This is a genomic window from Ilumatobacter coccineus YM16-304 (genome assembly GCF_000348785.1).
Classification (GTDB): domain Bacteria; phylum Actinomycetota; class Acidimicrobiia; order Acidimicrobiales; family Ilumatobacteraceae; genus Ilumatobacter_A; species Ilumatobacter_A coccineus.
This window is the reverse complement of the sequence record NC_020520.1, coordinates 891,276-906,187: the sequence shown is the minus strand read 5'-3', so window position 1 is coordinate 906,187 and position 14,912 is coordinate 891,276. Positions and strand designations below refer to the sequence as shown.

Sequence of the window (14,912 nt, the reverse complement as noted above, 5' to 3'; positions counted from 1 at the left end):
TCCGGCTGAGTAGTTGTTACTCATGACCGCCCGTCCCGGCTCCGTCACAGTCGAAGCATGAAGCTCCGATCATCCAGCCCTCCAGCCCGACTCCGCCCGATCGCCACCGGCCTCGCACTCCTCACCGCCGGCACCTTCGTCGGCATCAGCTCGCAACAGTTCGCCGGCGCCGACGTCACGTCCGGCGACCGCCCCGTCCTCGTCCCCATCGAACCCTGCCGACTCGCCGACACCCGACCCGCACCCAACCAGGTCGGACCACGCGCCGTTCCGCTCGGCGCGGGCGACGTCCACACCGTCGACGCCCAGCAACAAGGCACACCCTGCACCGACGAAATCCCCGCCGACGCGACCGCACTCTCGCTCAACGTCACCGCGCTCGGCGCCACGGAGTTCAGCTACCTCACCATCTGGTCCGGCGGCGACCGTCCCCTCACCGCATCGCTCAATCCGGCCCCCGGACAACCACCCGTACCCAACGCCGTGACCGCCGAACTCTCCGTCGACCAGGAGTTCGAGATCTACAACAACGCCGGCACCGTCGACGTCGTCATCGACGTCAACGGCTACTACGCCGACCACAACCACGACGACCGCTACATGACCAGACCCGAACTCGATGAGCTCGTCGACGAGGCGATTCAGAGCGCTCTGACCGAAGAGCGCCGCCGACATGCGGGACGCACGATTGCGATGGGCCAAACTGCCTTCAACGCCGTTCTCGAGGATGTGTCGACGGCCGAGGGTTTCACCGTCTCGTCAGAGGTGGATACCGGATCGAGCGTCATCATTCGTGTCGTCGGACCGTTCTCACGTGCTCTCGACTGGTCCGAGCGAGCGCCGCTGATCGTCGTCTCCACGACGCAGGTCGACTCCTTCTGCTACGTCAGAGACCAAGAGTTGATGCAACCCGCGGGCACCGGCGACGGGACGTTCACTGCGATCGTGCATTGCTCGACTGTTTCGGACGGTGGCGGAAGTGGGCCGTTGGTGGAGTTCATCGTGCGGGACGTGGTCAGCTGAACGAAAACGCGGAACAGCCCGGGTGTTTCCACCCGGGCCGTTCCATTCATCTCACTCGCTCCCACCGAGGTGAAGCGTGGTCTCGCCGGGCTGGTCGCGGCCCGGGTCGACGTGACGTCAGCCGATCGGCTCGGAGGAAGCTCCGGCCGCCGCCTTGTCGCCCTGGTACGAGCCGTGCAGGCCGGCCAGGAACGCAGCGGGGTCTTCTTCGCCCTCGGAGCTGTAGTACGTCATCGGCTCGTAGTCGGGGGCCTCGATACCGAACTCGCGGTACTTCGACATGCCCGTACCGGCCGGGATCAGCTTGCCGAGGATGATGTTCTCCTTGAGACCGATGAGGTCGTCGCCACGGCCGTCGATGGCCGCCTCGGTGAGCACACGGGTGGTCTCCTGGAACGATGCAGCCGACAGCCACGACTCGGTCGCGAGCGACGCTTTCGTGATACCCATCAGCTCCGGACGGCCCTCTGCGGGACGACCCGACTCCTCGACCATGCGACGGTTGGTGTCGCGGAAGCGCTTCGAGTCGACCCGCTCGCCGGGCAGGAAGCCGGAATCGCCGGGCTCCTGCACGCCGATGCGACGCGTCATCTGACGCACGATCAGCTCGATGTGCTTGTCGTGGATCGACACACCCTGGTCTCGGTACACACGCTGGACTTCCTCCACCAAGTAGAGCTGGGTCTCGCGGATGCCCTTGATCTCCATGATCTCCTTCGGGTCGAAGGGGCCGTCGACCAGCGGATCGCCGGCCTTGACCTCTTGACCGTCGGTGACGATCGGGCGTGCGCCCAGCGGGAGGAGCGTCTCGTGCTCTTCGCCGGCGTCGTCGGTGACGACAACGGGAATGCCCTTGCCTTCGTCCTCGCGAAGGTGCAGCACGCCGGTGGCCTTGGCCAGACGGGCCGAGCCCTTCGGGGTACGAGCTTCGAAGAGTTCGACGACGCGGGGCAGACCGCCGGCGATGTCCTTACCGGCCACACCACCGGTGTGGAAGGTACGCATCGTGAGCTGGGTACCGGGCTCACCGATCGACTGTGCTGCGATGACGCCGACGGCCTCACCCAGCTCGATCATCTGACCGGTGGCCAGCGAGCGGCCGTAGCACATGGCGCACACGCCGAGTTCGGCGTCGCACGTCAGCACCGAACGAACGCGCAAGCGCTCGATGTTCGGGTCGTCGCGCAGCGCCGCCATCTCCTCGTCGCCGACGATGGTGTTGCGCGGCAGCATCGTGCGGCCGTCTTCCATCGGGTTGGCGAGTTCGGTGTCGTTGAGCAACGCACGGCCGTAGAGCTTCGTCTCGAGGTACGCACGCTTGTTGGCGGTGTCTTCGCCGACGCTCTCGATCCACACGCCGAGGGTCGAGCCGCAGTCTTCTTCGCGGACGATGAGCTCCTGGGCGACGTCGACGAGACGGCGGGTCAGGTAACCGGAGTCAGCGGTACGGAGAGCGGTGTCGACGAGGCCCTTACGAGCACCCGGCGTGGCGATGAAGTACTCGAGGGTTTCGAGACCTTCACGGAAGTTCGACTTGATCGGACGAGGGATCATGTCACCACGAGGGTTGGCCACGAGGCCACGCATGCCGGCGATCTGACGCATCTGCGTCATGTTTCCTCGGGCACCCGAGCCGACCATCATGTCGATCGGGTTGAACTGCTGGGCCTTGAACTCGGCTTCCATTGCGGCCTGCACGTCAGCGGTTGCGTCGGTCCAGATGCGGACCTCCTGCTGACGACGCTCGCCGTCGGTGATGATGCCTCGCTTGAACTGGTTCTCGACCTTCTCGGCTTGCGCCTCGTAGTCGTCGAGCATGGCCCGCTTCGCCTTCGGCGTACGGACGTCGTCGATCGAGACGGTGATGCCCGACTGGCTCGCGAACCGGTAGCAGAGGTTCTTGATGTTGTCGAGCGACTGCGCGATGACCGTCTTCGGGTAGTTGTCGGAGAGGTGCTCGACCATGACACCCATCTCCTTCTTCGTGACGAGGAAGTCGATGTGGCCGAACTTGGCCGGGTAGTCGTCGGGCAGGGCCTCTTCGAACAGCGCACGACCGGGGGTGGTCGTGAACGGAGCGTTCGCGCGCTCGCGCTCTTCGTCGCTCATCGGGTGGTCGTCGGCGACACGCGGCGGTCGGATCTCGATCGACGCGTGCAGATCGAGTTCACCTTCGTCGTAGGCCCGCAGGACTTCCCACAGGTGACGGAACACGCGGCCCGCTCCCTTGGCGTCGTCGATCGCTTCGGTGAGGTAGTAGCCACCGATGATCATGTCCTGCGACGGCACGGTGATCGGACGACCCGACGCCGGCGACAAGATGTTGTTCGCCGACAGCATCAGCACGCGGGCCTCGGCCTGAGCCTCGGCCGACAGCGGCACGTGGATGGCCATCTGGTCACCGTCGAAGTCAGCGTTGAACGCCGTGCAGACGAGCGGGTGGATCTGGAGCGCCTTGCCCTCGACCAGCACCGGTTCGAATGCCTGGATGCCGAGACGGTGCAGCGTGGGCGCACGGTTCAGCATGACCGGGTGTTCCTTGATGACGTCTTCGAGCACGTCCCAGACCTGCGGACGACGACGTTCGACCATGCGCTTCGCGGTCTTGATGTTCTGCGCGAGTTCGAGGTCGACGAGGCGCTTCATGACGAACGGCTTGAACAGCTCGAGCGCCATCAGCTTCGGCAGGCCGCACTGGTGCAGCTTGAGCGTCGGGCCGACCACGATGACCGAACGGCCCGAGTAGTCGACGCGCTTGCCGAGGAGGTTCTGACGGAAGCGACCCTGCTTGCCCTTGAGCATGTCGGACAGTGACTTGAGCGGACGGTTGCCCGGCCCGGTCACGGGGCGACCACGGCGACCGTTGTCGAACAGTGCGTCGACGGCCTCCTGCAGCATGCGCTTTTCGTTGTTGACGATGATCTCCGGCGCACCGAGGTTGAGCAGACGCTCGAGTCGGTTGTTGCGGTTGATCACACGACGGTAGAGGTCGTTGAGGTCGGAGGTGGCGAAGCGTCCACCGTCGAGCTGGACCATCGGGCGCAGTTCCGGCGGGATGACCGGAACGGCGTCGAGGATCATGGCCTTCGGGTCGTTGATGCGACGGTCGTTCTCGTCACGGCGGTTGAACGACGTGACGATCTTGAGGCGCTTGATCGCCTTCTGCTTGCGCTGGGCGCTGAGCGGCTTGCGGCCCGAATCGCCCGGGTCGATGGCTTCGCGCAGCTTGACTTCTTCTTCGTCGAAGTCGATGCGGTCGATGAGCTGCTTGATCGCTTCGGCGCCGGTGCCACCTTCGAAGTACTCGCCGTACTTGTCGCGCATCTCGCGCCACAGCAGTTCGTCTTCGATGATCTTGCGAGCGTGCAGGCTCTTGAACTCGTCCCACGTACGCGAGATGAGGTCGAGCTCCATCTCGTAGCGCTCGCGGATCGCTTCGATCTCCTTGTCGGCTTCCTTCTGGAGCTTCTTGAGATCGGCGGCCTTCGCGTCGGCCTTCTCGGCTTCGGCCACGTCGGCTTCGAGCTGCTTGAAGCGCTCGTCGAGTTCGAGGTCGAGTTCCTTCTGGACGACGTCGCGCTCTTCGAGGTACTCGGCTTCGAGGCTGGCGGTCGCTTCGTGGCGGCCTTCTTCGTCGACCCAGCTGACGAGGTGCGCCGCGAAGTAGATGACCTTCTCGAGCATCTTCGCCTTGAGTTCTTCCTTCGGCTCGATGCCGGCGAGGAGGTAGGCGAGCCACGAACGGGTACCGCGGAGGTACCAGATGTGCACGGCCGGAGCCGCGAGCTCGATGTGGCCCATGCGGTCACGGCGGACCTTGCTGCGGGTGACTTCGACACCGCAGCGCTCGCAGATGATGCCCTTGAAGCGGACGCGCTTGTACTTGCCGCAGTAGCACTCCCAGTCGCGAGTCGGTCCGAAGATCTTCTCGCAGAACAGGCCGTCCTTCTCGGGGCGCAGCGTGCGGTAGTTGATGGTTTCCGGCTTCTTCACTTCACCGTGTGACCAGTTGCGGATCTGATCCGCGGTGGCCAGCCCGATCTTGAGCTGGTCGAACATGTTGACGTCGAGCATGTTGTTGATCCCTTTTTGTTGCTCTTGCGTTCGTATTCAGTCGTTCATCGTCCCGGGGGACGGAAGGTCACTGTGCTGGGCTCGTGGTGTCGCCACCGTGAGCCCAGCGGTGAGGCTCAGTAGCGAGCGGCCCGTTCGGCTTTTTCGCGCTCGCGGCGAGCGTCGTCTTCGTCGGTGCCGCGCTCGGGGCGGGAGATGTCGATGCCGAGTTCTTCGGCAGCGCGGAACACCTCGTCGTCGAGGTCGCGCATCTCGATCTCCTGGCCGTCTTCGGTGAGGACCTCGACGTTGATGCAGAGTGCCTGCATCTCCTTCATGAGGACCTTGAACGATTCGGGCACGCCGGGCTCGGGGATGTTGTCACCCTTGACGATCGACTCGTACACCCGGACACGGCCGAGGACGTCGTCGGACTTGATGGTGAGCAGCTCCTGCAAGCAGTACGCCGCGCCGTAGGCCTCGAGGGCCCACACTTCCATCTCGCCGAAACGCTGACCACCGAACTGCGCCTTACCACCGAGCGGCTGCTGGGTGATCATCGAGTACGGGCCGGTGGAACGTGCGTGGATCTTGTCGTCGACGAGGTGCGCCAGCTTCAAGATGTACATGTAGCCACAGGTGATCGGGTTGTCGTACGGCTCGCCGGTGCGACCGTTGAACAGCGTCATCTTGCCGTTGAGGCCGACGAGGCGTTCGCCGCTCTGCGACTCCGGGTTCAACTTCTCGAGGATCTCCTGGATCGTCGGGTGGTCGAGCGACTTCTCCTTCTCGTCCCAGTTGGCGCCGTCGAACACCGGCGTCGCCACGAACGTGGCGGGCTTGGTGTTGGGCCGCGTCTTGTTCTCGGTACCGCGGACCGGATCGTCACCGATCTTGGTGCCGTCGGGGTTGGTCCAACCCCAACGAGCGCAGTAGCCGAGGTGCGATTCGAGCACCTGACCCACGTTCATTCGGGACGGAACACCGAGCGGGTTGAGGATGATGTCGACCGGCTGGCCGTCGGAGTTGTACGGCATGTCTTCGATCGGGAGGATCTTGGAGATGACGCCCTTGTTGCCGTGGCGACCGGCGAGCTTGTCGCCCACGCTGATCTTGCGCTTCTGCGCCACGTACACACGCACGAGCTGGTTGACGCCCGGGGGCAGCTCATCGCCGTCGTCACGGTTGAACACCTTGACGTCGATGACCTTGCCGACCTCGCCGTGCGGGACCTTGAGGCTGGTGTCACGGACTTCGCGAGCCTTCTCACCGAAGATGGCGCGCAGGAGGCGCTCTTCGGGGGTGAGCTCGGTTTCGCCCTTCGGCGTGACCTTGCCGACGAGGACGTCGCCCGGGCCGACTTCGGCGCCGACGCGGATGATGCCGCGGTCGTCGAGGTCGGCGAGGATGTCGTCGCTCAGGTTCGGGATGTCACGGCTGATCTCTTCGGGACCGAGCTTCGTGTCGCGAGCATCGACCTCGTGCTCCTTGATGTGGATCGACGTGAGCACGTCATCCTTCACCAGGCGCTCCGACAGGATGATCGCGTCCTCGAAGTTGTAGCCCTCCCATGGCATGAACGCCACGAGCAGGTTCTTGCCGAGCGCGAGCTCGCCTTCGTCGGTGGACGGACCGTCGGCGATGACGTCGGTCTTCTTCAGCTTGTCGCCTTCACGGACACGCGGCTTCTGGTTGATGCAGGTGTCTTGGTTGGAGCGAGTGAACTTGTTGAGCTTGTAGACGCGCTTGCCGAGTTCCTTGTACTGCACGGTGATGATGTCACCGGTGACCTCGATGACTTCACCGTCGTCTTCGGCCTGGATCAGGTCGGCAGCGTCGCGAGCGGCGCGCTTCTCGATGCCGGTACCGATGTACGGCGCTTCGGCACGCAGCAACGGCACGGCCTGGCGCTGCATGTTGGCGCCCATCAGGGCACGGTTCGCGTCGTCGTGCTCGAGGAACGGAATCAGCGCCGTGGCGACCGAGACGATCTGCTTCGGGCTGACGTCGATGAAGTCGACTTCCTCCGGCGGCACGTAGCCGATGTCGGTGGTGGCACCGAAGAAGCTCTCGGCTTCGAGCATCTTGCGAAGGTCTTCGAGGCTGGCAGCCTGCGGCGAACGACGCACGAGGGTCTTGGCGGCGACGATCGAGCCGTCGGCGGCCAGCGGCGTGTTGGCCTGGGCCACGACGTAGTTCTCTTCTTCGTCGGCGGCCATGTAGACGATCTTGCCGGTGACCTTGCCGTCTTTGACCTCACGGTACGGCGACTCGATGAAGCCGAACTCGTTGACGCGGGCGTAGGTCGACAGACCACCGATCAGACCGATGTTCGGGCCTTCCGGCGTCTCGATCGGGCACATACGGCCGTAGTGGCTGAAGTGGACGTCTCGGACTTCGAAGCCGGCACGCTCACGCGACAGACCGCCCGGACCGAGCGCCGACAGGCGACGACGGTGCGTGAGGCCCGACAGCGGGTTGACCTGGTCCATGAACTGCGACAGCTGCGAGGTTCCGAAGAACTCCTTGATCGCGGCCACGACCGGGCGGATGTTGATGAGCGTCTGCGGGGTGATCGACTCAACGTCTTGGGTGGTCATGCGCTCACGCACGACACGCTCCATACGGCTGAGGCCGATGCGGACCTGGTTCTGGATCAGTTCGCCGACGCTGCGGATGCGACGGTTGGCGAAGTGGTCCTGGTCGTCGAGGCGGTAGCCGGGCTCCTGCTTGACGAGGTGCAGCATGTAGCTGATCGATGCGAGGACCTCGCAACGCGACAGCACGTTCTGGCCTTCCTCGGGGTAGTCGAGGAGCGGCTCGCCTTCGGCGTTCTCGAGGCCACCGAGGCCGAAGAGTTCGTCGAGGCGGGCGACTTCGTCACCGAGCTTGCGGTTGAGCTTGTAGCGGCCGACGCGGGAGAGGTCGTAGCGACGGCTCTCGAAGAACGCGTTGCGGAAGTAGGCCTTGGCCGACTCGACCGTGGGCGGCTCGCCCGGGCGGGCACGCTTGTAGATCTCGACGAGCGCTTCTTCTTGCGTCGGCGCGGTCTCGCGCTCCTTCTCCCACTGGCCTTCGAGGAAGTCGAAGTGGGCGACGAAGCGATCGAGGAAGCCCGGAGCGTTCTCTTCGTCGTAGCCGAGCGCACGAAGCATCGTGAACACACCCAGACGACGCTTGCGAGCGACTCGCGTTCCGGCAGTCACGTCCTTGCCGGGCTTGTGCTCGACGTCGAACTCCATCCACTCACCGCGGTACGGGTGGATGGTGCCCTTGACGAGCTGGTGCTTGGTGAGGTTACGGAGACGGAAACGCTCACCCGGCTCGAAGATGACGCCCGGCGAGCGCACGAGCTGCGACACGACGACACGCTCGGTGCCGTTGACGATGAACGTGCCCTTGTCGGTCTGCATGGGGAAGTCGCCCATGAAGACGACCTGCTCCTTGATCTCGCCCGTGTTGCGGTTCATGAACCGCGCACGAACGAACACCGGAGCGGAGTACGTCATGTCCTTCTCTTTGCACTCCTCCACCGTGAACTTCGGCGGCGGACGCAGGTCGGGGTCGAAGGGATCGAACTCGAGCTCGAGCTGCAGGTTCTCGGAGAAGTCCTTGATGGGGCTGATGCTCCGGAAGGTCTCGGCAAGACCCTCGTCGAGGAAGTGCTGGAAGCTCTCCCTCTGGATGGCGATCAGGTCAGGGAGCTCGAGCGGCTCCTTGAGGTTGCCGAACGAATAACGTTCACGAGACACGAGACGAGTCGCCACGGATCACTCTCCAAAATTCTCGACGCCGAAGAAGGACGTCAGGGTGGGTGCTGCCAGAGGCCGTGCGCGCCGAATCAGACCATCAGATGAGGGTGAGAAAAGGAACGGCACGGCAACGTGCGAGCCTATAGGCGCTGCGCACGCGAAATCAACCAGATCTGGAGCATGCTCGACAAGATCTGACGAAGTGAGTTGTCCACAGCTCGATGAACCGGGAACCTGATTTCCGGCACAAGGTAAAGAAGCCGAGTCGATCTGTCAAGCATTCTCTCCCAGACGGCACCCAACTGCAACGTGGCCGAGCGGCCCCTGGAGCCCCGACGTGCTCGGGTCACGCGCGGTTCACGCGACGTTTCGACAATGACCCCATGCCCCGCTCATGGACCCACCCATCGACTCGTTCCGGCGACATCGCACTGCGCAGCACTGGCAGCGCCCTCGTGATCGCGGCGTCGCTCGCCCTCGCAGCGTGCGGCGGCGGGTCGTCCGAGTCGTCGACCGACGACTCGCCCGGCGCCACCGCCCCGAGTTCCGAACCCGAGTCGAGCGCTCCCACGGCGACCGAACCTCCCGCCACGGAAGCGCCGGCAACGGATCCGCCGGCCACCGATCCACCGGCAACCGATCCACCGGCTACGGATCCACCGGCCACCGACCCCGCCACGACCGACGCTCCGCCGACCACCGACTTCGTGCTCGGCGCCGACACGGTGGGCGAAGACTTCGGCGGCGGCTTTCTGACGATGGACGTGTGGCCGGGCTGGGAGGTCACCGACGGCTCGATCGAGCCCGTCACCATCTTCGACGACATCGAGTCCGAACCGTGGACGTACGACCCGGATGCCTCCGAACTGCTCGTGGAGTTGTCGTCGGGCGAGGCCGTCATGGCGGTGCTGCGCGAGCGGCGCTTCTTCGCGGTCGAGTCGTACGGGCAGTTCCGGACCGGCATGATCGACGCGTTCGGCGAGATCGCCTCGTACCAGATCGATGCTCCCACCACCTGGGCCGGCCTCGACGGCTACACCACGTCCTTCCCCTTCGGCACGGTGCGCACCGCGCAGGTCGACGATCAGTTCGTGTCGGTGCTCACGTTCGGCATCGACACCGACGAACTCTCCGAGCAGGTCGGCGCGATGATCGACAACCTGCGTTTCGATCCGTCGGTGATCGGTCCGCTGGCCCACGCCACCGAACTCGAGTTCTTCACGACCGCCGGGGGTCCGGAGTTCGCCGCCTCGATCCTCGTCCCCGCCTCGTGGCAGCAGGTCGACGGCGGTGACAGCCTCGAATTCGCCGACCCGCTGACGGGGTCGAATGCGAGCATCACGATCACCCCCTCGCAGGGTGGCGTCGACGCGATGGTCGACGTGATCGCCAGCACCGATCTGCTGGCGGCCGACCCGGTCCGCGTCGACGGCGAGGTCAACGGACTGGCCCACGCCGTCCTGTGGGACGGGGAACCGAGCGAGGCCGACACCGCGATCATCGTCGCCGACGACGGTGCGTACGGCGTGGCGATCCTCGTCGAGACGGCGACGATGCTCGTCGGTGACGAGCCGGCCGGCGGTCGGCTCATCGCACAGATCGTCGACTCGGTGTTCTACGGTCCGCACAGCTGACGCCGACGTACGTCAGCCGGCAGCGCTCGGGCGGGCCGTGGCCGAGGGTGGTCAGGCGTCGCCGAGGATGTTCTCCAAGAAGAACTGGATTCGACGATTCAACCGACGACCCTCCACCGTGCCGTTGTCGGCAATCGGCTCCGACTCACCAGCGCCAACCGTCGACAAACGATCCCCATCAACACCACGATCCACGAACCACTGCTTCACCGCATCAGCACGCTCCTGCGACAACACCAGATTGGTCGCCTCGGAACCGCGATCATCGGTGTGCCCCACGATCGTGATCGTCATCGACGGACGAATCGTCAACAACGCCAGCCCCTGGTTCAACAACCCCTCACTCTCCGACAAGATCACCGCACTGTCGGTCTGGAAGTTGATCGTGTCCTCCACCGTCACATTGCCCAGATTCGGATCGCCCGCTGCCGGGTCGACCACATAGTCGTTGAACACGTTCTCCGCACCCAACACCTCAGCCGCCAACGCTTCGATCTCCGCACCGGCCTCCACACTCGGCACCGCACCCTCCAAGAAGATCTGACCACCACGAACCACCGCACGCGACTCCGCCGCGCTGGCGTCCGACGCCGGCTCGACCGGATCGACGGTCGGTGCCGTCGTGTCGGCAGCCGGTGCCGTGGTGTCGGCAGCGGGTTCCTGGTCGGGCTCGATGACCGGGTCGGACGCGATGTCGGCCTCGGCGTCGATCGGTGACTCGTCGGCGGTGTCGGCGGTGCTCGCCGTGGCGGCAGCGTCGGCCACCGGGTCGGTGGCGCCGGGCGCTTCGGTCGCCGTGTCGGGGGCGTCGGTCGCCGTGTCGGACGGAGTTGCGGACTCGTCGTTCGTTGCGTCGGCCGCGTCGGTGCCGCTCGCCGGCGCGTCGTCGGCGCTCGGTACGTCCGAGGTCGGCACCTCCAGAGCAGCCGTCTGGTCGGCGGCGCCGTCGGTCGCTTCGCCGTCGCCCTGTCGGACGAGTGCGCCGTCGGCCACGATGTCGGCGTCAGCCGATCCGGCGTCGTCGGAGCCGCGCATGACGGCGAAGCCGACGAAGCCGAGCACACCGACGGCGACCACGGCGAGCGCCGTGACCAACATGTTGCGGCCGCCACGAGGCGCCGCGGTGGTCGCGGTCGGAGGTGTGTCGGCCGGGGGCGGTGCCGTTGCGGGCGACGCCACCTGGGCCAGTGCGACCGGAGCGGTCTGCACGACCGCCGTGTGCGGCGACGACACCGTCGGCGTCGGGGGTGGCGGCGGAACCGGCGATGGCGCGGGGGTCGGAGTCACGGCCGGTGCGGCCGAGAGCGATGAAGCCGATGGCACGGCGGCGGCCGGCGGAACGGTCACGGCTGGCGGAACGGTCACGGCTGGCGGAACGGTCACGGCTGGCGGAACGGCCGTCTGCGGAACGGTCATGGTCCCTGCCACCACCACCGGCGGTGGTGGAGACGAGGCTGACTCGGCGTCGGCCGGTGCCGGAACCGGCGCGGGTTCGAACGACGGGTGCAGCGGATTCCACGTCAGCGGAGCGGGCACCGCGACCGGCGACACCGGAGCGGTCGGCGCCGAAACTGCAGGAGTTGCGGGCGTCGTGGGCGTTGCGGCGAGTGTTTCCAGCCTCGCCGGAACGACGGGCGGAGGAGGCGGCAACGGAGTAGAGGTCGATTTGTTCACCGAGAACTATCGTCGGTACGACTGACAAACTTGAGCGACCGCATCAGATCGGTGGCTCAGGGTGGTCAGGCGTCGCCGAGAATGTTCTCCAAGAAGAACTGGATCCGACGATTCAACCGACGACCCTCCACCGTGCCGTTGTCGGCAATCGGCTCCGACTCACCAGCGCCAACCGTCGACAAACGATCCCCATCAACACCACGATCCACGAACCACTGCTTCACCGCACCAGCACGCTCCTGCGACAACACCAGATTGGTCGCCTCGGAACCGCGATCATCGGTGTGCCCCACGATCGTGATCGTCATCGACGGACGAATCGTCAACAACGCCAGCCCCTGGTTCAACAACCCCTCACTCTCCGACAAGATCACCGCACTGTCGGTCTGGAAGTTGATCGTGTCCTCCACCGTCACATTGCCCAGATTCGGATCGCCCGCTGCCGGGTCGACCACATAGTCGTTGAACACGTTCTCCGCACCCAACACCTCAGCCGCCAACGCCTCGATCTCCGCACCAGCCTCCACACTCGGCACCGCACCCTCCAAGAAGATCTGACCACCACGAACCACCGCACGCGACTCCGCTGGTTCATCGGCGTCGCCCGCGTCTCCGGCATCGTCAGCCGCCACGGGATCCTCATCGTCGGCGGGATCCTCATCGTCGGCGGGGTCCTCGTCTCCGGCCGGTTCCTCGTCCCCGGCGGGCTCGTCGCCGGCAGGTTCGTCGCCGGCGGGCTCGGCACCATCTGCGGGGTCCGTGTCTTGCGCTGCCGTGGTGGGCGTTTCGGCGGCCTCGGCGGTCGGATCGGCAGCGGCGTCGGAGGGCTCGTCGCTGTCGTCCACCGACGTCACCGGTGACGTCGACGGCGTCTCGTCGGTCGATGCGATCCGTTGCTCGCCACCGTCGTCGTCGGCGAGCAGCGTCACGATGCCGACGACCGCGAGCCCGAGCAGCGCCAGCACGCCGATCGCCGCCAACGCCCACACGAGGCGCGGTGGGCGGCCGTTCGTGGGCGACGGCGCGGTCGCTGCCGCAGTGATGGCCACGGGCTGTGGCGGCGGAGGAGGCGGTGGTGGCGGGGGTGGCGGCGGGGCGGGCGGCGGCGGCGGCGGCGTGGGAGTGCCGGTCATCGCGACGCTCCCTGGTCTCGGCCCGGCCCACCCATGACGCCACGATACGACAGCGCACCGACTCGACGAACGCGAGGCGCGTGCAGGGTTCGTCAGGCTCGGGGCGATTTTCGCGCGTCGCGTCACGGGCTGCAGTGACGCGACCGTGGCGTGTCGCGGTGCGTGGCGATCGGTTGACGAGAACCAGACGATCGGTGGCGTCGGCCGGCGGACGCTACCGGCTCCGGAACGCGACGGAGCCCGGCGGTCTCCCGCCGGGCTCCGTTCGAATTTCAGCTCATGAGAGCGCAGCGCTCGCACGACCGACGAGCGGTCGACGAACGCCGGCGATCACTTGAGTTCGACGTCTGCGCCGACCTCTTCGAGCTTGGCCTTGGCGGCCTCTGCATCTTCCTTGCTGGCCTTCTCCATGAGCGGCTTGGGGGCGCCGTCGACGAGGTCCTTGGCGTCCTTGAGGCCGACACCGAGCAGGTCCTTGACGACCTTGACGACCTGGATCTTCTGGGCGCCGGCGCCGTTGAGGATCACGTCGAACTCGCTCTGCTCTTCGCCACCACCGGCGTCGCCGCCAGCTGCGGGGGCGCCGGCTGCTGCGACGGCCACGGGGGCTGCAGCGGTGACGTCGAACTTCTCTTCGAAGGCGTCGAGGAGCTCTTTGAGCTCGATCACGGTCAGTGCGGAAATTGCGTCGAGGATTTCATCCTTGGACATGGTGTTCTCTCTTTCGATTCGTGCTGGTCATCCAGCAGTTCAGTTCTGTTGGCATCGAAACCCGGACGCCGCGCTCGTCTCGCGAGCACTCACGTGCAGGGTTTCGGGGATCAGGCAGCTTCTTCTTGCTGCTGGATGAGGGCGTTGAGGCCGTATGCGAAGTTGCGGGGCATCGCCTGGAGCAGACCGGCGGTCTTGACCAGGGGTGCTTGCAGTGCTCCGGCGAACTTCGCCAGCAACACATCGCGGGGCGGGAGATCCGCCAGGACCTTCAGATCGTCGGCCGACATGATGGTTTCACCCATGATGCCGCCCTTGACGACCAGTGCCGGTGTGGCCTTGGCCTGCTCGGTGAGCGCCTTCGCTGCGGCGGCGACGTCGCCGCTCACGAACGTGAGCGCCGTCGGGCCGACGAGGTGTTCGTGAAGCCCTTCCATTCCGGCGGCCGTGGCCGCCAGCTTGACGAGGGTGTTCTTGTACACCTTGTGTTCTGCGCCGGCTTCACGAAGCGGCTTCCGCAGGTCAGCGAACTGGCTCACGGTCAGGCCTCGGTAGTTGGTCACGAACACTGCGGATGCTGCTTCGAGCTTCGCTGTGACTTCTTCGACCACCGCCACCTTGTCGGGGCGTGGTGCGTTTCCTTCTGACATGTGCATTCCTCCTTTCGCTGCAACTCGGGGTGCTCGCATTTCCGAATGCGAACACCGTCGAGGAGCGCATCGCCGAAGCGATGTTTCTTCGAAGGCATGCACCTCGGTTGGCGGAACGATGTTCCATTAGCCACGCCGTCACTCACGTGCGGTGTGGACCAACTGTCTTCGGGCGAGAACCGTGTACTTGTCACGGAAAGGCTAGAGGCTGACGAACGAATCGCCTACTCCGGTGCGCACGTGGTGGGCCCGGCTTGACAAGACCACCGCCCTGGCTCGCCC

General features: G+C 65.6%; 10 protein-coding genes. 4 read left to right on the top strand and 6 right to left on the bottom strand.

Annotated features, from left to right (window positions below; all coding sequences use genetic code 11):
• The first annotated feature begins 57 nt into the window (after positions 1 to 57).
• The gene (locus YM304_RS25260; RefSeq protein WP_015440364.1) at positions 58 to 1,023 is read left to right on the top strand and encodes a hypothetical protein; all 966 of its coding nucleotides are present in this window, start codon (positions 58 to 60) and stop codon (positions 1,021 to 1,023) included.
• 117 nt (positions 1,024 to 1,140) lie between these two features.
• Here YM304_RS25260 and YM304_RS04035 read toward each other — a convergent pair whose 3' ends face one another.
• Positions 1,141 to 5,097 (bottom strand): DNA-directed RNA polymerase subunit beta', encoded by a 3,957-nt coding sequence (locus YM304_RS04035; protein ID WP_015440363.1) that lies wholly within the window; start codon positions 5,095 to 5,097, stop codon positions 1,141 to 1,143.
• A gap of 116 nt (positions 5,098 to 5,213) precedes the next feature.
• Positions 5,214 to 8,843 carry a DNA-directed RNA polymerase subunit beta gene (gene rpoB, locus YM304_RS04030; protein WP_015440362.1) on the bottom strand — a complete coding sequence of 1,210 codons (3,630 nt, stop codon included), beginning with the start codon at positions 8,841 to 8,843 and terminating at the stop codon, positions 5,214 to 5,216.
• Between the two features lie 368 nt (positions 8,844 to 9,211).
• Between rpoB and YM304_RS21945 the strand changes: the two genes are divergently transcribed.
• Positions 9,212 to 10,462 (top strand): hypothetical protein, encoded by a 1,251-nt coding sequence (locus YM304_RS21945; RefSeq protein WP_015440361.1) that lies wholly within the window; start codon positions 9,212 to 9,214, stop codon positions 10,460 to 10,462.
• Positions 10,463 to 10,513: 51 nt separating this feature from the next.
• Here the strand turns inward: YM304_RS21945 and YM304_RS21940 are convergent, their stop codons facing one another.
• Positions 10,514 to 11,560, bottom strand: coding sequence for an OmpA family protein (locus YM304_RS21940; protein WP_015440360.1), 1,047 nt, complete (start codon positions 11,558 to 11,560; stop codon positions 10,514 to 10,516).
• On the opposite strand from YM304_RS21940, the gene YM304_RS04015 reads away from it, so the two are divergent.
• Complete coding sequence (locus YM304_RS04015) at positions 11,550 to 12,161, top strand: hypothetical protein (RefSeq protein ID WP_154723298.1); 612 nt, start codon at positions 11,550 to 11,552, stop codon at positions 12,159 to 12,161. The two genes, YM304_RS21940 and YM304_RS04015, sit on opposite strands and share 11 nt — an antisense overlap.
• Positions 12,162 to 12,201: 40 nt before the next feature.
• On the opposite strand, the gene YM304_RS21935 is transcribed toward YM304_RS04015, so the two are convergent.
• On the bottom strand, positions 12,202 to 12,981 hold the full coding sequence (locus tag YM304_RS21935; protein ID WP_231897649.1) for an OmpA family protein: 780 nt from the start codon (positions 12,979 to 12,981) through the stop codon (positions 12,202 to 12,204).
• Between the two features lie 85 nt (positions 12,982 to 13,066).
• On the opposite strand from YM304_RS21935, the gene YM304_RS25505 reads away from it, so the two are divergent.
• Complete coding sequence (locus YM304_RS25505; RefSeq protein WP_162142000.1) at positions 13,067 to 13,306, top strand: hypothetical protein; 240 nt, start codon at positions 13,067 to 13,069, stop codon at positions 13,304 to 13,306.
• 293 nt (positions 13,307 to 13,599) lie between these two features.
• On the opposite strand, the gene rplL is transcribed toward YM304_RS25505, so the two are convergent.
• The gene (gene rplL / locus YM304_RS04005; protein WP_015440356.1) at positions 13,600 to 13,980 is read right to left on the bottom strand and encodes a 50S ribosomal protein L7/L12; all 381 of its coding nucleotides are present in this window, start codon (positions 13,978 to 13,980) and stop codon (positions 13,600 to 13,602) included.
• 110 nt (positions 13,981 to 14,090) lie between these two features.
• The gene (gene rplJ, locus YM304_RS04000) at positions 14,091 to 14,630 is read right to left on the bottom strand and encodes a 50S ribosomal protein L10 (RefSeq protein WP_015440355.1); all 540 of its coding nucleotides are present in this window, start codon (positions 14,628 to 14,630) and stop codon (positions 14,091 to 14,093) included.
• Positions 14,631 to 14,912: the final 282 nt, after the last annotated feature.